This window comes from Oceanobacillus bengalensis (assembly GCF_003628445.1).
GTDB classification, from domain to species: domain Bacteria; phylum Bacillota; class Bacilli; order Bacillales; family Amphibacillaceae; genus Oceanobacillus; species Oceanobacillus bengalensis.
This window is the reverse complement of record NZ_RBZO01000003.1, coordinates 47,673-66,572: the sequence shown is the minus strand read 5'-3', so window position 1 is coordinate 66,572 and position 18,900 is coordinate 47,673. Positions and strand designations below refer to the sequence as shown.

The 18,900-nt window shown below is 36.1% G+C and carries 16 protein-coding genes; 14 read left to right on the top strand and 2 right to left on the bottom strand.

Annotation, left to right across the window (positions count from 1 at the left end; all coding sequences use genetic code 11):
- Positions 1 to 509: 509 nt before the first annotated feature.
- The 3 genes from D8M05_RS03020 to D8M05_RS03010 all read left to right on the top strand — a co-directional run bounded on the left by D8M05_RS03020 (position 510) and on the right by D8M05_RS03010 (position 4,048).
- Positions 510 to 1,100, top strand: a complete 591-nt coding sequence (locus tag D8M05_RS03020) for a helix-hairpin-helix domain-containing protein (RefSeq protein ID WP_121128507.1) — start codon at positions 510 to 512, stop codon at positions 1,098 to 1,100.
- Between the two features lie 78 nt (positions 1,101 to 1,178).
- On the top strand, positions 1,179 to 1,745 hold the full coding sequence (locus tag D8M05_RS03015; RefSeq protein ID WP_121128505.1) for a ComE operon protein 2: 567 nt from the start codon (positions 1,179 to 1,181) through the stop codon (positions 1,743 to 1,745).
- Between the two features lie 11 nt (positions 1,746 to 1,756).
- Positions 1,757 to 4,048, top strand: a complete 2,292-nt coding sequence (locus D8M05_RS03010; protein WP_121128503.1) for a DNA internalization-related competence protein ComEC/Rec2 — start codon at positions 1,757 to 1,759, stop codon at positions 4,046 to 4,048.
- Positions 4,049 to 4,142: 94 nt separating this feature from the next.
- Here D8M05_RS03010 and D8M05_RS03005 read toward each other — a convergent pair whose 3' ends face one another.
- Positions 4,143 to 4,280 carry a YqzM family protein gene (locus D8M05_RS03005; RefSeq protein WP_121128501.1) on the bottom strand — a complete coding sequence of 46 codons (138 nt, stop codon included), beginning with the start codon at positions 4,278 to 4,280 and terminating at the stop codon, positions 4,143 to 4,145.
- 364 nt (positions 4,281 to 4,644) lie between these two features.
- Here D8M05_RS03005 and holA point away from each other — a divergent pair, with 364 nt between their 5' ends.
- A complete protein-coding gene (holA, locus tag D8M05_RS03000; protein WP_121128498.1) occupies positions 4,645 to 5,664 on the top strand; it encodes a DNA polymerase III subunit delta in 1,020 nt (339 codons plus the stop codon).
- Positions 5,665 to 5,912: 248 nt separating this feature from the next.
- Here the strand turns inward: holA and rpsT are convergent, their stop codons facing one another.
- Positions 5,913 to 6,176: a 30S ribosomal protein S20 gene (gene rpsT / locus D8M05_RS02995; RefSeq protein WP_121128496.1), complete on the bottom strand. Its 264-nt coding sequence runs from the start codon at positions 6,174 to 6,176 to the stop codon at positions 5,913 to 5,915.
- A gap of 513 nt (positions 6,177 to 6,689) precedes the next feature.
- On the opposite strand from rpsT, the gene gpr reads away from it, so the two are divergent.
- The 10 genes from gpr (at position 6,690) to prmA (ending at position 18,900) form a co-directional block, all read left to right on the top strand.
- The gene (gene gpr, locus D8M05_RS02990; RefSeq protein ID WP_121128494.1) at positions 6,690 to 7,799 is read left to right on the top strand and encodes a GPR endopeptidase; all 1,110 of its coding nucleotides are present in this window, start codon (positions 6,690 to 6,692) and stop codon (positions 7,797 to 7,799) included.
- 117 nt (positions 7,800 to 7,916) lie between these two features.
- Positions 7,917 to 9,083 (top strand): stage II sporulation protein P, encoded by a 1,167-nt coding sequence (spoIIP, locus tag D8M05_RS02985; protein WP_121128492.1) that lies wholly within the window; start codon positions 7,917 to 7,919, stop codon positions 9,081 to 9,083.
- Positions 9,084 to 9,094: 11 nt separating this feature from the next.
- The gene (locus tag D8M05_RS02980) at positions 9,095 to 9,415 is read left to right on the top strand and encodes a hypothetical protein (RefSeq protein ID WP_121128491.1); all 321 of its coding nucleotides are present in this window, start codon (positions 9,095 to 9,097) and stop codon (positions 9,413 to 9,415) included.
- Between the two features lie 134 nt (positions 9,416 to 9,549).
- Positions 9,550 to 11,358: a translation elongation factor 4 gene (lepA, locus tag D8M05_RS02975; protein ID WP_121128489.1), complete on the top strand. Its 1,809-nt coding sequence runs from the start codon at positions 9,550 to 9,552 to the stop codon at positions 11,356 to 11,358.
- Between the two features lie 77 nt (positions 11,359 to 11,435).
- Entirely contained in the window at positions 11,436 to 12,596 is a 1,161-nt protein-coding gene (hemW, locus tag D8M05_RS02970) for a radical SAM family heme chaperone HemW (RefSeq protein WP_121128751.1), read from the top strand.
- Between the two features lie 90 nt (positions 12,597 to 12,686).
- Positions 12,687 to 13,718, top strand: a complete 1,032-nt coding sequence (gene hrcA, locus D8M05_RS02965) for a heat-inducible transcriptional repressor HrcA (protein WP_121128487.1) — start codon at positions 12,687 to 12,689, stop codon at positions 13,716 to 13,718.
- A 122-nt stretch (positions 13,719 to 13,840) separates the two neighbouring features.
- On the top strand, positions 13,841 to 14,410 hold the full coding sequence (grpE, locus tag D8M05_RS02960; protein ID WP_379543143.1) for a nucleotide exchange factor GrpE: 570 nt from the start codon (positions 13,841 to 13,843) through the stop codon (positions 14,408 to 14,410).
- 36 nt (positions 14,411 to 14,446) lie between these two features.
- Complete coding sequence (gene dnaK / locus D8M05_RS02955; RefSeq protein ID WP_121128485.1) at positions 14,447 to 16,276, top strand: molecular chaperone DnaK; 1,830 nt, start codon at positions 14,447 to 14,449, stop codon at positions 16,274 to 16,276.
- A gap of 204 nt (positions 16,277 to 16,480) precedes the next feature.
- Positions 16,481 to 17,608, top strand: coding sequence for a molecular chaperone DnaJ (dnaJ, locus tag D8M05_RS02950; RefSeq protein WP_121128483.1), 1,128 nt, complete (start codon positions 16,481 to 16,483; stop codon positions 17,606 to 17,608).
- Between the two features lie 353 nt (positions 17,609 to 17,961).
- Positions 17,962 to 18,900 (top strand): 50S ribosomal protein L11 methyltransferase, encoded by a 939-nt coding sequence (gene prmA, locus D8M05_RS02945; RefSeq protein ID WP_121128482.1) that lies wholly within the window; start codon positions 17,962 to 17,964, stop codon positions 18,898 to 18,900.

Here is an 18,900-nt window from a genome sequence, read left to right as displayed (position 1 = left end):
TGTGTCGAATAAGTATGTATTGAGACGAAATGGTAGGTTTTTTTAGAAATTTTATTGCCTTCCATCATTTATTTATGACGTAAAATGTATAAACTCCAAACTAACTTAATTCAGATTATCTTAAATTGGAGCACATCTCGCCGTCTCGGATCGCTCCGGGCGGATGCGGACCTTAGGGCACGGCCTCAGCCTCCTCAGAAGCACAGAACGCTTCTTCCGGGGTCTTCGGACACGTGCTATTCCCGCAGGAGTCACCGCCCTACACTCACCCAGACTAGTGAAGTAGACACCGTAGTAAGGGGGCTCATCAGCCGCCTTAAGGTGCGCGAAGTGTGTTTCCGGAACGACGTGCTTCACCAATACTGAATTCAAATAGTCCACACTTTACATCTACCGCTCATTAAATATCAATGATGAGAATAAGTAACAGTCACTCACAAAGCGGCCGTATGGTAAACTTCTTCTTTATCCTTCCGCAAAATTATTTTTTAAATTGGAGGTAATTCTACATGCTTAACCTTCTTAAGAAAGGTTCCTTCGTTATCCTCACTTGTATTGTTTTTCTTCTATTTCTTTTCTTTACAAGAGAAGACTTTAATGAACCAGATGGTGATTTAACCGCAGTAACTTCTTCTAATAACCTTCTTCCAGAAGAAAGTTCAATAGAAACGGAAACGCAAGATAGTGCAGTTGTTGACGTGAAAGGAGGGGTGGTAAACCCTGGTGTCTATGAAATGAATATTGATGCAAGAGTAAATGATGTCATTAAAAAAGCTGGTGGTTTTACAGCTGATGCTGACCAAACAACTGTGAACTTGGCACAAAAGGTACATGATGAAATGATCATTTTCATACCTGTAATAGGCGATGTTTCGAATATACAAACAGGGCCAACAAACGATTCGAGTAAAATAAGAATTAACAGTGCATCAAAAGAAGAAATTGAAGGCTTAAGTGGAATTGGACCTTCAAAAGCAGAGGCGATTATTCAACATCGTGAAGAGCAAGGATATTTTCAAACGGTAGAGGATTTGCTAGAAGTATCAGGAATCGGTGAGAAGACGTTAGAAAATATAAAAGAGGAGATTCAAGTACCTTAGTGACTTTCAAATCGCCTGTTGACGGAATTTGTCGATGGCATGTAAACTTAAAGAAAACGAATGAAGGAGTCTACGTATATGGAAAGAATATCTTGGGATCAATATTTTATGGCACAAAGTCATTTACTAGCATTAAGAAGTACCTGTACGCGATTAATGGTTGGGGCAACGATAGTCCGTGATAAGCGAATTATTGCAGGTGGGTATAATGGAAGTGTTTCGGGTAGTGTGCATTGTGTTGATGAAGGTTGTAATGTAATTGATGGTCATTGTGTTAGAACGGTACATGCGGAAGCAAATGCGCTCCTGCAATGTGCTAAGTTCGGTGTGCCAACGGATAACGCAGACCTTTATGTAACGCATTACCCATGCTTACAATGTTGCAAACAGATTATTCAAAGTGGAATTACAACCGTTTATTATGCAGAGGACTATCATAATCATGAGTATGCCATTCAGTTATTTGCAGAAGCAGGAATTGAAACAAAAAAGGTGAAACTAGATTACTTAGCTGTTGATACAAATTATCAGGAAAAAAATAGATTTGTTAAAACATTAATTGGCAAACTTGATCAATGCAATGTTAACCTTGAAGAGATCGATGCATTAAAGAAAGAAGCGGATAAAATTTTTAATTTAGAATAAGGTGAAGTATTTTGAAAGGATATTGGCATATTGCAGCATTGTCGGTTGTTGCAGCAGCATTTACGGTAATTATGCATAGTTATTTGTTTGTTTTTGCAATTATTGTGTGGTTATTTTATTTGTTTTTCAGTGAAAGGTTAGGGAAAATTCCAGTTCTGGTGTCCTTAACCTTTCTCCTCGTATTCCCTCATTATATTCCTGATGTAAATGTCCCGTCTGTAATTTCTCCCCAACAGGAAGTAGAATCTGAAGCTTTTTATGGTGAAATTATAAGTGAAGTTAAGGTTTCTGAATCAAAGATTGAATTTATTTTTGAAGAGAAGAAAACGAGCAATCAACTTCTCATTCTTTACTTTATTGATAAGAATGACCTACCTAAAGATCCCCACAATTTTTCTTTGAATTATGGAGCTAATTGTACCATTAAAGGAGAATCAGAATCCCCGAATGAAAGTAGGAATAAAGGACAATTTAATTACCGAGATTACCTCCTAAAACAAAATATATCTTATCAAATTATCTTGCGTTCGCTCGGTGACATTCATTGTGAAGGTTCGTCTTTCTTAAACCGTTTCTACAAACTTCGCTTACAATTAATCAACACAATAAAAGAAAGTGTTAGTCCCTATACCGCTTCATGGCTAAACTCTCTTGTTTTAGGCGATGACACTTCATTGGACAAAGAAACAGTTGAATTATTCCAAAGGTGGGGATTATCGCATATTATCGCTATTTCTGGTACACACATTGGGCTGTTACTTGGTTTTCTATATTTGTTAATGATTAAATTAAATTTATTAACAAGAGAAAAAGCGCAATGGGTAGTAATTTGGATATTGCCTGTGTATGCTTTACTTGCTGGTGGTGAACCCTCAGTGTGGCGAGCGAGTTTGATGGTAATGTGTTTTATTCTATTAAGTAAGCTTAAGGTAACTTACAGTGTTACAGATATTCTTTCTATTGTTTTTATCCTTTTAATCCTAATTGAGCCACATGTTATTTATCATGTTGGTTTCCAGTTGTCATTTCTCGTTACCTTTAGTATCCTCCTCTCGAAAAGGTGGATTTTTCAGACAGGTAATGGTTTTTTCCAAGCCCTAAACATTAGTTTTGTTTCACAAATGATTATTATTCCACTACAATTTAATTATTTTACCATTTTCCAACCACTTTCTATTCTTCTAAATGTCATTGTTATCCCATATTTCTCCATCATTGTGATTCCATTTATGTACGTACTACTTCCATTATCGATATTACCTTTACCAATTATACGATTTCTAGACCAAGCATTTGTTTTTATTCATGAGTACGTCCTGTCTTTTATTCATTGGGTTGACAGGGTAGCAGACTACCCATGGCTAATTGGAAACTTTTCCTTAGGTTTTACAATTGTGTACTATGTTTTCCTTCTAGCTTTTATGAATAATATCGAACAAAAGAAATTAAACAAAGCATGGAAATCTGGTGCGTGCATCACCATCATTATTTTCTATTTGGCACTGCGTCCATATTTTTCTCCAGTAGGAACAGTTACAATGCTTGATATTGGACAAGGAGATGCTTTTGTCATTGAATTACCTTACAGAAAAGGTGTCTTTATGATCGATGCGGGTGCAAGGGTTTCTTTTGATGAAGCAGGGGCAACAGATGCTGTATATAAGCAGATTATTAAGCCTTACCTTGATTCAAGAGGAATACAGAAGATTGATGTTGTTTTTCTTACGCATGAAGATGCGGATCATATTGGAAGTGTTTCAAATTTGCTGGAGGATAAAGAAGTAGGGAAAATAGTTGTTAGTGAATATTTTGAATTACCAGCAGAACAAAAACAAAGAATACAGGATAAAGTAAATGTAGAGCAGGTCACATACAATACGACGGTAAATGTGAAGGGGCAAGAATTAGCTGTTTTGGGGCCTTCCCAGCAGTATTCCTCGGTAAATGATAATTCACTAATATTGTATACAGAAATTGGAGGTTTAAAATGGTTGTTTACGGGGGATATAAGTGATGTAGTTGAAAGGGAGTTAATTAAACGATACCCTAGCTTACATGCAGATGTACTAAAAGTTGCGCATCATGGAAGCAACACCTCTACAAATCATCTTTATCTCCAACACATAAATCCAGAAGTTGCACTTATTCCAGTAGGTCAGAATAATATGTATGGTCACCCCTCTCAAGATGTTTTGCAGTTACTTGCTGATGAAGCTATTACTACCTTACGTTCAGATCAGCAGGGGATGATACAGTATCGATTCAAAGCTGAAAGTGGAACTTTTTTCTCCTTTTTCCCATAGTATATGACATCGAAAGGAACAATAAAAAGAGACTGCGCTTACAAGCAATTCAGTCTCTTTGATCGGAAACATTATTTGTTGGTTTGTTTCCTATTTAACCAGTAACCACACTAATTGTAACGCCAATAGCAAAAATGATTACGAAAAATAGGAAAGAAAAAGCAAATCCTTTAATGGAATCTACAACGTCATTGCTATGAGCAGACTGTGGGTTTTGTTCGAATTCGTTCATATTTATCCCTCCTGTATCAAGATTAGTATATAGTAAATAAAATAAAAAATCTACTTATGTATGAAAATTGTCACAAAATAACTCCAAAATTAGAAAGACTTAACATCTATAGTTTTACGAAGAAAACATATGCTATATAACAAATATCGTTTAACATGCAGTTTCTAGAGCTACAGGTTAAACGTTTATATAGATGCTTTAGGGGGAATGGCCCGATGTTATAAATGGTTGAACAATTTGCCATTTCCCTTCATTTCCTACTTGCTATTCTTATATTTACGCTTTACCATATAACTTATATACATGGAATGGACAAATATGTCAAACAAGCCTATTTGTTTTGTTTGTTGGAGTGAAGAATTATATGTCATATGTTGAAGTGTTAAATCAGTTAAAGAAAAATCAAGTCGCACCTATTTATTTAATACATGGGTCAGAGAATTATTTTATTGAAAATATAAAAAAGCAAATTACGAAACAGGTCTTACATGGTGACCTAGATAATCTGTCCATGTATAATTTAGAGGAAATTCCAATTCAAGAAGTAATAAATGATGTGGAAACGTATCCCTTCTTTGGTGAAAAAAAGTTAATTATTGCCACGAATCCAGTCTTCTTGAAGGCAAAACCAGAAAAACTATCATTTGAACATGATATGGATGCTTTAGCTACTTATTTGACGAATCCCGTTGATTATTCCGTACTCGTAATTATTGCAGCGTATGAAAAGATCGATGAACGCAAGAAAGCGAGTAAATTACTAAAAAAACATGCAACAGTTGCTAATTGTGATCCAATTAGAGAAAAAGATATAAGCAAGTGGATTAAATCATTAGTAAATCAACTACATATAACGTTAGACAATGATGTTTATGAAATTATAGAAACGGAATTATCGACCAATCTTATGCTACTTGAAGAAGAATTAACAAAGCTTGCTTTATATGTAGGCGAAAACGGACATGTAACGAAGGAAATAGCCGAAAATCTAATAGCACATACTTCAAATAGCTCTTCATTACGTTTAGTTGATGCAGTAATTGAAGGAGATTTATATCGTGCAATTTCTATTTATAAAGACCTTGAAATCATGAAGGAAGAGCCGATTGCTTTAATTGGTTTATTAGCATTTCAATTTCGTACTATTTTGCGTGTGAAGTTGCTTAAACAAAAGGGCTACTCACAGTTTCAAATGCAAAAGCAGCTCGGTGTACACCCTTATGTTGTAAAGATTGCAATAAATCGTGAAAAACATTTCGCAATCAATAAATTAGAGGATATAATAGAGAAATTAACAGATGCAGATGCTTCCATGAAACAAGGGAAAATGGAAAAAGGCTTGGCTTTTGAATTATTATTATTCGATATCATTAAAGCTGCATAGAGACGCTAGAAAAATAAATGCTGTTATCGTAATATTTGTTGTTTATTTGGTCTCGTCGTTGATATAAATTGTGAGGTAACTAGAGGAAACGCATATTCGTAGCACATTGTATTCATAAGTGTGAGCGAGAGCTTCACAAATTGAATTTCATTACCTGGCAGTATATTTATATATTATGTCATAAAGGAACAATCTTCTAGAAAAGAGCGTAAATAAAAAAACGATCCGATGATGGATCGTTTTTTTATTTACGCTAAGCCATTAACTTTCTTTGTTAAACGAGATTTTTGACGATCTCCATTGTTTTTATGGATAAGTCCTTTTTGAACAGCTTTATCGATGTGTTTCACTGTATTTTTAAGTTCAACTTGAGCTTTCTCTACATCTTTAGCTTCAACTAATGCTTCTACTGTTTTAATAGCTGTACGCATTTCTGACTTTTGTGATTGGTTAGCTACACGTTTTTTATTATTAATTCCAATACGTTTGATTGCTGATGGGTTATTTGCCATGATTTCACCTCCTAGAGCGGGTATAATTAGATTTCATATTGAACAAATGCCAATTATTTCAATCTAACACTAGAAATTCATTTAGGTTACGTATCTACATCCAGCTCCAGCGTCCGTGCTTTTAGCGAGATTTCCTTCACCTCACGACACGATAAATCAACATAAATGTTGCTCGTCACGTTTCAATCTTATTCGGTGAAGTAACGCTCCTCGCAAAGCTACAAGTAGACAATTCCAAGGAGTAATTCAGGAAGTGAAGCAAGAAGTTGTTTCGCTAAACCGACGCTTACGCTTTTGAATCAAGATAACAAATGATATTTTACCAAAGGAAACGGTTCTTTTCAATAGTAAAGTATAAAATCTTGACACATTAATTTTATCTGTAGAAGGTTTGTACTTGAATTTCCTTTATTTTATTCACTAATTTAAATGTTAAGCTCCTTTATCATTTTGTATGTTTTTTATTAACTTGTCAATTCTATAGTTAAGATAGTGTGAAAGGAAGTAATATAAATGGATGAAAATGTGCAAGCATATCAAGTGAGAACAGATTTAGCAGTTGAAGCGAGAGATATGTATGTTGAATCGACTCAAAAACAAAAGAAAAAGCAAGAGAGTGAAATTAAAGGTGTTACATTTAAAGAAAAGCATCAAGATGATATTAAAATTTCATATGTGGAAATCAATGAAGAAGGTGCAAGCGCTTTAGGAAAGAAAACTGGAACATATGTAACCATTTATGCAGATGGTGTGAAGCGCCAAGATACGAAAAGGCAGGAAGCAGCAGCGAAGATATTGGCAAAGGAATTAGAAAACTTAATTGCAAAGAATAATATTCCTAAAGGTGGTACAGGGTTAATTGTTGGTTTAGGAAACTGGAATGTTACCCCTGACGCTCTGGGACCTATGACTGTAGAAAAGACATTAGTAACGAGTCATTTGTTCAAACTCCAATATGAGTCCGTAGCAGAGGGTTATCGTCCTGTTGCTGCAGTAACTCCAGGTGTGATGGGTGTAACTGGTATCGAGACAGGTGATATTATTCATGGAATTGTCGAAAATTTTAAGCCGGATTTTGTTATAGCAGTGGATGCACTTGCCTCAAGATCGATTGAGCGTGTGAATGAAACCATTCAGCTTTCTGACTCTGGTATCCATCCCGGAAGCGGGGTTGGGAATAAGCGGAAAGAGCTTAGCAAAGATACGTTAGGGGTACCGGTCATTGCAATCGGAGTTCCAACGGTAGTTGATGCAGTAACGATTACGAGTGACACAATCGACTTTATTTTGAAGCACTTTGGTAGAGAATGGAATGAAAAGGATAGACCATCAAAAGCGTTGGCACCTGCGAGTATGTCTTTTGGTGGGAAGAAGTTAACGGATGAGGATTTACCAGATGAGGAAAAGAGAAATACATTTATGGGAATAGTAGGTACATTATCAGATGAAGAAAAGCGTAAATTAATTTCTGAAGTCTTAACACCGATTGGACATAATTTGATGGTAACTCCAAAAGAAGTTGATGGATTTATGGTAGATATGGCCAATTTATTGGCGGAAGGTGTAAATGCTGCACTACATGAAAATATTGACGTAACGAATTTTGCATCGTATTCAAGGTAAATCTTCTAATGCTCTATTAACTCTTTAAATTTTATTAGATTTGCTCTCTTTTTTAGTTCTACTTTCTGCATGTTGCTCATAGATTTTATTAAGAGCAATGGTAGGAAGGGTGAAATCATGCTTCAGAGTAACAAGCAACCCCTAAAAAAGAGAGTAGCAGGTCTATCTAAAAAAAGCGGGTTATACGTAATTAGTATTGCAGTTTTATTCATATTAATTGGTTTACTAACGACAGCAAAACCCGCTTATCGAATTTCTTCTGATGTGATTTCAAATTGGACAAGTGATATCGATGGAGCTGTTTTTTTAAATTTACTTGGAATGGAAAATAAAGCATTTAATCATGCTTTCTCTGATGAAAATCAATTACCAAGTCTATCGAATAGCTTATTTCAAATTGTAACAAACCTAAAACCAAATGACCCTAGAAGTTTGCTGGGCAATGAAATACCTGGTTTTTCTATTTTTGATCGAGACATTTTAATAGCAGGGGAAGGTACAGATTATACCAACCTTCCAATTGAATCCTCTCCACCTTTGGAAGAAGTGTTAAAAGATAGAGAAGCAGTTATGGATGAACCTGAAGAAGCAGAACACAAACCAGATGAAAATATGCGAAGTACAGGTGAGCGGGATGTTGTATTTATCTATAACACGCATAACAGGGAGTCTTTTCTTCCACATTTACCTGGAGAAGATAACCCTGATTTAGCTCAACATGATGAAGTGAATATATCATTAGTTAGTGAACGTCTAGCAAAAGCTTTAGAGACAAAAGGAATAGGGACAGAGGTAGATGATACAGATATTATCGGTTCCGTCCTTCCTGAAAATAATATGGAATACTGGCAATCATATGATGCCTCAAGAGATGTTGTAGAAGAAGCCTTTGCAACAAATGAAGATATACAATACGTATTTGATATCCATCGCGATGCTCTACGTAAAGAACAAACCACAACAGAAATTGATGGGGAATCTTATGCAAGGATCATGTTTGTTTATGGAAATGAAAATCCAAATTATGAGAAAAACATGGAATTAGCTTCTAAAATCCATGACCTGGTCGAAGAAAAATACCCTGGACTAAGTAGGGGAGTCGTTAAGCAGGGTGGAGCAGGAAATAATGGAGTGTATAATCAGGATTTATCCGAAAATTCTGTTCTAATCGAATTTGGTGGAGTAGATAATAACTTGGAGGAATTATACCGATCAGCCGATGCCTTGGCCGAAGTATTTAGTGAATTTTATTGGGATGCTGAGTCTGTAAATGCAAATCCTTAGGAGGAGTTCAAATGGTCCGTTCAATTATTGTTCTATTATTATTCGTTGTTTTTTTCCTATCTGGTACACTGTATGGGATGAGTCAGGATAATCGTACGGAAACGGCTGCAGACCATAAATCAGAAGAAACGATATTCGTGCCAGAAAAAACGACGGATATAGAGAGGGAAGAAGAAACAATTGTTAGCAAGTCAATAGATGAAGACGTGATGGATACGGACCATAATGAGCATTTAACACAAAAAACAGCATCCTTTTTAGAAACGAGTGTACAGGGGTTTTATGAAGTAGTTGTCCAAATACTCTACCAGATATCTAATCTATTTTTTTAGGTAACGGTGTATAGAAAAGGTTCATAATTGAATATCGCGGGTTCAATTGCTATAATCAATCTTATTGACTACCCTTATAATTTAGAGACTTTTATCGAACATGAAGATAAAGGAATGTAGGAGTGAACATCAGAATGGGGAACAAACAAAGGAAGGTACGTAATTTTTCGATTATAGCACATATTGATCATGGTAAGTCTACTTTAGCAGATCGGATATTGGAGAATACGGAAACAGTTTCAAAACGTGAAATGAAGGAACAATTATTGGACGGTATGGATTTAGAACGTGAAAGAGGAATAACAATTAAATTGAATGCCGTCCAATTAAAGTATACAAGTAAAGACGGAGAAGAGTACATTTTCCATTTAATCGATACACCTGGTCATGTTGATTTTACATATGAAGTATCAAGGAGTCTTGCTGCATGTGAGGGGGCAATTCTTGTAGTTGATGCTGCACAGGGTATTGAAGCACAGACTTTAGCTAATGTTTATTTAGCAATGGAAAATGACTTAGAAATAATTCCAGTCATTAATAAGATTGATTTACCGAGTGCTGATCCAGAACGAGTGAAAAAAGAACTAGAAGATGTGCTTGGAATCGATGGTGATGATGCGATATTAGCTTCTGCGAAAGCGAATATTGGGATTGAAGAGATCCTTGAACGTATTGCCCAAGTTGTACCAGAGCCAGCTGGAAAACCAGATGCTCCATTAAAAGCGCTAATTTTTGACTCGCTTTATGATTCCTACCGTGGCGTTGTTGCTTACGTTTGTATTAAAGAAGGAACAGTTAAAGTTGGCGATAAAATAAAGATGATGGCTACAGGAAAAGAGTTTGAAGTAAATGAGGTCGGCGTATTCTCTCCAAAAGCTACCTCAAGAGATTCACTAACTGTCGGTGATGTTGGGTTTATCACTGCGTCAATTAAGCATGTTGGTGATACAAGAGTAGGGGATACCATTACAAATGCAAAAAGGCCAGCTGAGGAGGCGCTACCAGGATACAGGCGTTTAAACCCAATGGTATTTTGCGGATTGTACCCAGTAGACTCGAACGATTACAATGATTTAAGAGAAGCACTCGAGAGATTAGAGCTTAACGATTCTGCATTACAATATGAACCAGAAACATCGCAAGCACTAGGATTTGGATTCCGCTGTGGTTTCTTAGGGTTACTTCATATGGAAATTGTCCAAGAGCGTATTGAGCGAGAGTTCAATATCAGTTTAATTACAACTGCACCAAGTGTTATTTTTGAAGTAGAAAAAACGGACTCAGAGACAATTACGGTTGATAATCCTTCTAAAATGCCTGACCCACAAGTAATCCAGGAGATTAGAGAGCCATTCGTAAAGGCTACCATTATGGTTCCTAATGATTATGTTGGTGCTGTAATGGAAATCTCTCAGAAAAAACGTGGAAACTTTATTGATATGCAGTATATTGATGACATTCGAGTAAATGTTATTTATCAGATTCCACTTTCTGAAATTGTTTATGACTTTTTTGATCAATTAAAGTCACAAACGAAAGGTTATGCATCCTTTGATTATGAATTGATTGGATATCAACCATCGAAATTGGTGAAGATGGATATTTTACTAAATTCCGATACGATTGATGCGTTGAGCTTTATTGTTCACCGTGACTTTGCTTTTAATAGAGGAAAGCAAATTGTGGAGAAATTAAAAGAGCTTATCCCTAGACAGCAATTTGAAGTTCCCGTTCAAGCTGCGATAGGAAACAAGATTATTGCTCGTTCTACGATAAAAGCCGTTCGGAAAGATGTAACTGCAAAGCTTTATGGTGGGGATATTTCACGCAAACGCAAATTACTTGAGAAACAAAAAGAAGGTAAAAAGCGCATGAAGATGGTAGGATCTGTAGAAGTACCACAGGAAGCATTTATGGCAGTATTACAAATGAACGAAGATTAAATAATGGTGAGGGAAAACTTTGATTGCTATTCGATGCAAAAAGTTTTTCCTTTTTCCGTTTGAAAGAGAGTGAGAAAATGGAACAAGTGAAGTCTGTTTATATACATATTCCGTTTTGCCAGCAAATTTGTCATTATTGTGATTTTGTAAAGTTTTTCTATAACGAAAAACTTGCAACAGAATATTTGTATGCATTAGAAAATGAAATAAATGAAAACATAAAAGGGAGAAAGAATAAGGTCAGAACCCTTTATATTGGTGGGGGTACACCAACAGCGTTAAATTTAAAACAATTACGTTTTCTACTCACAATTATTGATAAGAAGTTTGATGTAGCAAGTTGTGAGGAGTACACCATTGAAGTGAATCCTGGTGATATTGATGAAGAAAAGACTAAATTACTAAAGGATTATGGGATAACCCGGATTTCATTTGGCGTGCAAGTGATGGATGATACGTTACTCAAAGAGCTAGGAAGAGTCCATCGGGTTCGTGATGTATACCATACGGTTGACTTACTAAATAGACAGCAATTTACCAATATTAGTTTGGATTTGATGTATGCTCTCCCAAATCAAACGGTTGAACAATTTAAAACATCGCTCAACGCGGCATTATCATTCAATTTACCACACTATGCAACATATGGTTTACAAATTGAGCCTAAGACAATCTTTTACCTACGTCATAGGAAAGGGTTATTGCCTCGCCCAACAGAAGATGATGAAGTTCGAATGTACGAGCTTCTAAAAGAAACAATGAGAAAAAATGGTATCAGGCAATATGAAATTAGTAACTTTGCAAAACCCGGGTATGAAAGTAAACATAATTTAACGTACTGGAGTAATGGGTTTTATTATGGTTTTGGGGCAGGAGCTCATGGTTATTTACCTGGAAAAAGAATTATAAACCTTAGACCATTACCTGCTTACGTGAAAAAGGCAATGGAAGACGGAAAACCCGTCTTACAAACTGAAGAAATCACGTTAAGAGAAAATGTAGAAGAAGAAGTCTTTTTAGGATTACGTAAATTGGAAGGGATAAATAAAAGACAATTTCTAAATAAATTCGGTTTTTCAATTGATGTACTATATAAACGTGAATTGGAATCATTAACAGAATCTAGGTTATTAGATGTGGGTGATGAATATGTACGCCTGACCGATGAAGGAATGCTTTTAGCAAATGTTGTGTTTGAAAAATTTATGATTGAAGAGAAAGATTTGCTACGAGTATAAAACAACTTTATTGACAAAAAAATAAGGATTTGTTACCTTATTAGTAGCATTAGCACTCGATAGGTGCGAGTGCTAACAGGGGTGAACATCATGTTGACTGAAAGGCAATTATTACTATTACAAATGATTATCGATGATTTCATTGATACTGCACATCCAGTTGGATCTCGGGCACTTTCTAAAAAAGAGGATATTCCTTATAGTGCGGCCACCATTCGTAATGAAATGGCGGATTTAGAGGAACTAGGATTTTTAGAGAAGACACACTCCTCTTCAGGGCGTGTACCATCTGAAAAAGGGTATCGTTATTATGTTGATCATTTAATTGCTCCTATATCGATTCGAAATGACATTAAAATTATTAACGATATTATTAAAGATGGTTTTTTTGAGTTTGAACAAATCGTTCAAATGTCGGCAGAGGTATTATCCGAGTTAACCAATTATACGTCCATTATTCTAGGACCAGAACTAAATGATACGAAACTAAAGCAAATTCAGATTGTGCCACTGAATGACCATACAGCCGTTGCTATACTAGTTACGGATACTGGTCATGTGGAACATCGCTCGTTTACCATTCCAACCGTAATCAATGCTTCAGATATTGAGAAAATGGTAAATATCTTGAATGAACGCTTACAAGGCGTACCAATTGTGCGTATAGAAGAAGTATTCCAGAAAGAGATTACTGCTTTAATGAAATTGTATCTTCGAGATTTTGATACATCCTACGAATATTTAAAGGCAATTTTCTTACATGAACACCCAGTAAAACTATATATTGGTGGAAAATCGAATATCCTTCTGCAACCAGAATTTAATAATGTTGACAAGATACGGTCATTTTATACAATGATGGACAATGAAAATGAAATTGCTAATTTATTAAAAAATACGAAGCATGGTATTGAAGTAACCATTGGAACTGAAAATGAAGTGGATGCAATTAAAGATTTAAGTTTAATTACAGCATCTTATCAGTTAGGTAAGGGGCAAATGGGGACAATTGCATTGTTAGGTCCAACACGTATGGAATATAAAAAGGTGATTTCACTTCTATCTAGTTTATCAAATGAAATGTCTGATGCTTTATACAAATGGTACAAATCCTACGAGTGAATTCAGGTGAAATGTGGTAGGGGGAACCTACCACATTTTTGAGATGTTTTTTTTGCCAGATTCGCTTCATACCAGTATGATAACTAAGGTGTAAAGCATTTATCTGAATTTTGGAGGTGGCAATAGTGGAAGAAAACAACAAAACAATGAATGAAGAAGAGCTTGGCGAAGAGACAGAACAGGAAGTAATTGATTCGAATGAAGATGTGAAAGATGAAGAAAGCAATCTTGTTTTTAAAGAGCTAGAAGAAAAGGTAGAATTGCTTCAGAAGGAAAAAGAAGATACGTATCAAAGGATGCTTAGACTTCAAGCAGAATTTGATAACTATAAGAAACGTACACAAAAGGAAAAAGAAGCTGACAGGAAATATAAATCTCAGGATTTAGTAACAGAATTACTGCCAGCAATTGATAACTTAGAACGTGCGTTACAAGTTGAGACAACTGATGAAACAAAAAGCATCGTTGACGGTATCAGCATGGTTCATAGGCAATTGTTAGACGCATTAAAATCACAAGGTGTGGAAACAATTGAAACGGAAGGGCAAGAATTTGATCCTAACTTACATCATGCAGTGATGCAAGTTGAAGACGAATCATTTGAATCAAATCTAGTAGTAGAAGAATTACAAAAAGGTTATATACTTAAAGATCGTGTTATCAGGCCAGCAATGGTGAAAGTAAATAAATAAATAATAGGTTAAGTTGTTAAGGAGGAAATGAAAGTTATGAGCAAAATCATTGGAATTGACTTAGGTACAACAAACTCATGTGTGTCTGTTATGGAAGGTGGAGAAGCGGTTGTTATCCCCAATCCAGAGGGGAATCGAACAACTCCATCTGTTGTTGCGTTTAAAAATGGAGAAAGACAAGTAGGGGAAGTAGCGAAACGTCAAGCAATTACAAACCCTAATACCATTCAATCGATTAAACGTCATATGGGAACAGATTATAAAGTGACAATTGAGGATAAAGAATATACACCTCAAGAAGTATCAGCAATTATTTTACAACATATTAAAGCTTATGCAGAAGATTATATTGGTGAAAAGGTGGACAAAGCAGTTATTACTGTTCCAGCTTACTTTAATGATTCCGAACGTCAAGCAACAAAAGATGCAGGTAGAATTGCAGGATTAGAAGTGGAGCGTATTATTAACGAACCAACTGCAGCTGCACTTGCATATGGTATTGATAAGAATGATCAAGATCAAACGATTCTAGTATTTGACCTTGGTGGTGGTACGTTTGACGTGTCTATTCTAGATATTGGTGATGGTACATTTGAAGTAGTAGCTACAGCTGGAGATAATCGCTTAGGTGGAGATGACTTTGACCAAGTAATTATTAATCACCTTGTCGCAGAGTTCAAAAAAGAAAATGGCATTGACCTATCCAACGATAAAATGGCAACACAACGCTTGAAAGATGCAGCAGAAAAAGCTAAAAAAGATCTTTCTGGTGTAACACAAACGCAAATTTCTCTACCGTTTATTACAGCGGGTGAAGCTGGACCATTACACTTAGAAATGAATTTAACACGTGCTAAATTTGAAGAATTATCATCTGATTTAGTTGAACGTACAATGATCCCAACCAGAAAAGCAATGGCTGATGCAGGACTTTCTCAAAGTGAAATTGATAAGGTTATACTTGTAGGTGGTTCTACTCGTATTCCAGCAGTACAAGAAGCAATTAAGAAAGAACTTGGAAAAGAGCCTTCCAAAGGAGTAAATCCTGATGAAGTAGTTGCATTAGGTGCGGCTATACAAGGTGGCGTTCTTCAAGGAGACGTAAAAGATGTTCTATTACTAGACGTTACTCCACTTTCACTTGGTATTGAAACAATGGGTGGTGTTTCTACTAAACTAATTGAACGTAATACAACCATTCCAACAAGTCACTCACAAGTATTCTCTACTGCGGCTGACAATCAAACTGCTGTAGATATTCACGTATTACAAGGCGAACGTGAAATGGCAGCAGATAATAAAACACTTGGACGTTTCCAATTAGCGGATATTCCAGCAGCACCAAGAGGAATACCTCAAATTGAAGTATCGTTCGATATTGATTCAAATGGTATTGTAAATGTGCGTGCAAAAGATTTGGGCACAAATAAAGAACAATCCATTACAATTAAATCTTCTTCTGGTCTATCAGATGATGAAGTAGATCGTATGGTAAGAGAAGCTGAAGAAAATGCTGATGCTGATAAGAAGCGTCGTGAAGAAGTAGATCTACGTAATGAAGCAGACCAGTTAGTATTTAGTACGGATAAGACATTGAAAGACTTAGGTGACAAAGTATCTGATGATGAAAAGCAAAAGGCAGAAGCTGCAAAAGAAGAGCTGAAGAAGGCTTTAGAGTCAAATGATATAGAACAAATCAAAGCGAAAAAAGAGGCATTACAAGAAGTGGTGCAACAACTATCCGTTAAACTATATGAACAAGCTAACGCTGAAGCACAAGCTGCTGGTGCTCAAAATGAAGACAGCTCAGATGATGTCGTTGATGCAGATTACCAAGAAGTGGATGATGACAAAGATAACAAATAAAGATAATCAAATAATTCCATGCCTATAGTGGTTCGTGCATTCTTCGAGTATACGTTTTAGGATACCAAAAAAAGTCAAAGTCAGGTCTCTCTTGGCTTTGACTTTTTTACGGAAGTAGTTATGTAATAACAAAGTTGCTACCAATGTTCAATTGATGATAATATAAAATCTATTCATGAAGTTAGTCGGGAGAGTGATTTTTCAGTGAGTAAGCGAGATTATTATGAGGTGCTAGGTATAGAAAAAAGTGCTTCAAAAGAAGAAATAAAAAAGGCATATCGCAAATTAGCCAGAAAATACCATCCTGATGTTAATAAAGAAGCGGATGCAGCAGATAAGTTTAAAGAAGTGAAGGAAGCCTATGAAGTTTTAAGTGATGAAGGCAAGCGAACACAATATGATCAGTTTGGCCATGCAAATCCAAATGCAGGAGGCTTCGGAGGCTTTGGCGGGGGAGAAGACTTCGGCGGATTTGGAGATATCTTTGACATGTTCTTCGGCGGCGGAGGACGTAGGCGTGATCCGAATGCCCCTCAAGCAGGTGCTGATCTACAATACTCCATGGTCTTAGATTTTGAAGAAGCTATCTTTGGTAAAGAAACGGATATTAAAATTCCAAGGGAAGAGAATTGCGACACATGCCACGGTTCTGGTGCTAAACCAGGTACAGATGTTGATACATGTTCCCATTGTCATGGTAGTGGACAATTAAATCAAGAACAGAACACGCCATTTGGTAAAGTAGTAAACCGCAGAGTATGTCACTACTGTGGTGGAAAAGGTAAAATGATTAAGGATAAATGTAATACATGTGGTGGAGCGGGTAAAGTTAAAAAGAATAAAAAAATCCATCTTACTATTCCAGCAGGTATTGATGAAGGACAACAAATTAGAGTTGCTGGAAAAGGGGAACCTGGTGTAAATGGTGGTCCATCAGGAGACTTATTTGTTGTAATCCAAATAAGGGACCATGATTTCTTTGAACGTGATGGTGATAACATTCATTGTGAACTACCTATCAACTTTACCCAGGCTGCATTAGGTGATGAGGTTGAAGTTCCCACTGTACATGGGAAAGTTAAACTAAAAGTTCCTGCAGGTACACAAACAGGAAAAATGTTCCGTCTTAAAGGCAAAGGGGCTCCAAATGTAAGAGGTAGAGGACAAGGTGATCAATTAATCAGGGTACGAATTGTTACACCAACAAGCCTGTCAGATAGGCAAAAAGACTTATTGCGAGAATTTAATGAATTACGTGGTAATGAAGCAACGGACGAACAAGATAGTTCGCTCTTTAAACGTTTTAAAAAAGCATTTAGAAACAATGATTAAAGGTGCTGGGACATAGCTAAGTGTTTATCAGTATAATTGAACGTTTTACTACCTTAGCGGAGGAAATATACGTAGACTCCCACAGGAAGGGATGGCCTAGATGAGACAGCGTAGTGAGGCTTCTACTTTGAGAAACTCCTTCAATGCCTTGCGCCGAGGAACCTTACTCCGTAGCCTTACTAGTAGACGCTGGCGCACCTACACGAAGGGGCTCATCAGCCGCCTGTGGAAAGCAAAGTATATTTCCGTTGCGGGTATATTTTTAGAACAAATTCGGATTTTCTATATTAAAAACACTTTTTGTCTCAACCCCTTCGTACATAATCGAATTCCTAAAGAATGGGTGAATCAATATGAATTGGTCGGAAATTTCTATATTAACAACAAATGAAGCAATTGAACCAATCTCGAACATCCTACATGAAACTGGCGCCAGTGGACTTGTAATTGAAGATCCGTTAGATTTAGTAATAGATAGAGAAACACAATTTGGAGAAATCTATGAGCTAGATCCGAATGACTATCCAAAAGAGGGTGTCAGAATCAAAGCTTATCTTCCTGTTAATAGTTTCCTGGGCGAAACGGTGGATGAAATTAAACAAGCGATTAATAACTTATTGGTTTATGATATTGACATCGGTGAGAATCAAGTGACATTATCTGAAGTAAATGAAGAGGAATGGGCAACTGCATGGAAGAAATATTATAAACCAGTGAAAATATCGAAGCGAATTACAATTACACCGACATGGGAAGAATATACACCTGTAGACAGCGATGAATTAATTATTGAATTAGACCCAGGAATGGCTTTTGGAACTGGCACACATCCTACTACAGTGCTAAGTATCCAAGCATTGGAACAGTACATGAATAAAGGCGACATTGTCATTGATGTAGGAAGTGGCTCTGGTGTGTTAAGTATCGCATCTGTGATGTTAGGTGCAGAGAAAGTATATGCATATGATTTAGATGAAGTTGCAGTAAAAAGTACGAAACTAAATGCAAAAGTTAATAAATTACATGAAAGAATTATTGCAAAACAAAATAATTTATTAGACCATGTCAATGAGAAGGCAGATATTATTGTTTCTAATATTTTAGCAGAAATCATTGTTCGCTTTATAGATGATGCGTGGAATAATCTAGCGGATGGTGGATTATTCATTACATCTGGTATCATCCAAAATAAGAAACAATTAGTTAAGGAGAAACTCCTTAAACAGGGATTTGAAATTGTTGCAATAAATGAGATGGAAGACTGGGTCTCAATGGTTGCAAAGAAAGCTTAA

Coding starts and splice junctions, on each gene's coding strand:
- D8M05_RS03020 (WP_121128507.1), top strand. CDS start 510: ATGCTTAACCTTCTTAAGAAAGGTTCCTTCGTTATCCTCACTTGTATT.
- D8M05_RS03015 (WP_121128505.1), top strand. CDS start 1,179: ATGGAAAGAATATCTTGGGATCAATATTTTATGGCACAAAGTCATTTA.
- D8M05_RS03005 (WP_121128501.1), bottom strand. CDS start 4,280: ATGAACGAATTCGAACAAAACCCACAGTCTGCTCATAGCAATGACGTT.
- holA (WP_121128498.1), top strand. CDS start 4,645: ATGTCATATGTTGAAGTGTTAAATCAGTTAAAGAAAAATCAAGTCGCA.
- rpsT (WP_121128496.1), bottom strand. CDS start 6,176: ATGGCAAATAACCCATCAGCAATCAAACGTATTGGAATTAATAATAAA.
- gpr (WP_121128494.1), top strand. CDS start 6,690: ATGGATGAAAATGTGCAAGCATATCAAGTGAGAACAGATTTAGCAGTT.
- spoIIP (WP_121128492.1), top strand. CDS start 7,917: ATGCTTCAGAGTAACAAGCAACCCCTAAAAAAGAGAGTAGCAGGTCTA.
- D8M05_RS02980 (WP_121128491.1), top strand. CDS start 9,095: ATGGTCCGTTCAATTATTGTTCTATTATTATTCGTTGTTTTTTTCCTA.
- lepA (WP_121128489.1), top strand. CDS start 9,550: ATGGGGAACAAACAAAGGAAGGTACGTAATTTTTCGATTATAGCACAT.
- hemW (WP_121128751.1), top strand. CDS start 11,436: ATGGAACAAGTGAAGTCTGTTTATATACATATTCCGTTTTGCCAGCAA.
- hrcA (WP_121128487.1), top strand. CDS start 12,687: ATGTTGACTGAAAGGCAATTATTACTATTACAAATGATTATCGATGAT.
- dnaK (WP_121128485.1), top strand. CDS start 14,447: ATGAGCAAAATCATTGGAATTGACTTAGGTACAACAAACTCATGTGTG.
- prmA (WP_121128482.1), top strand. CDS start 17,962: ATGAATTGGTCGGAAATTTCTATATTAACAACAAATGAAGCAATTGAA.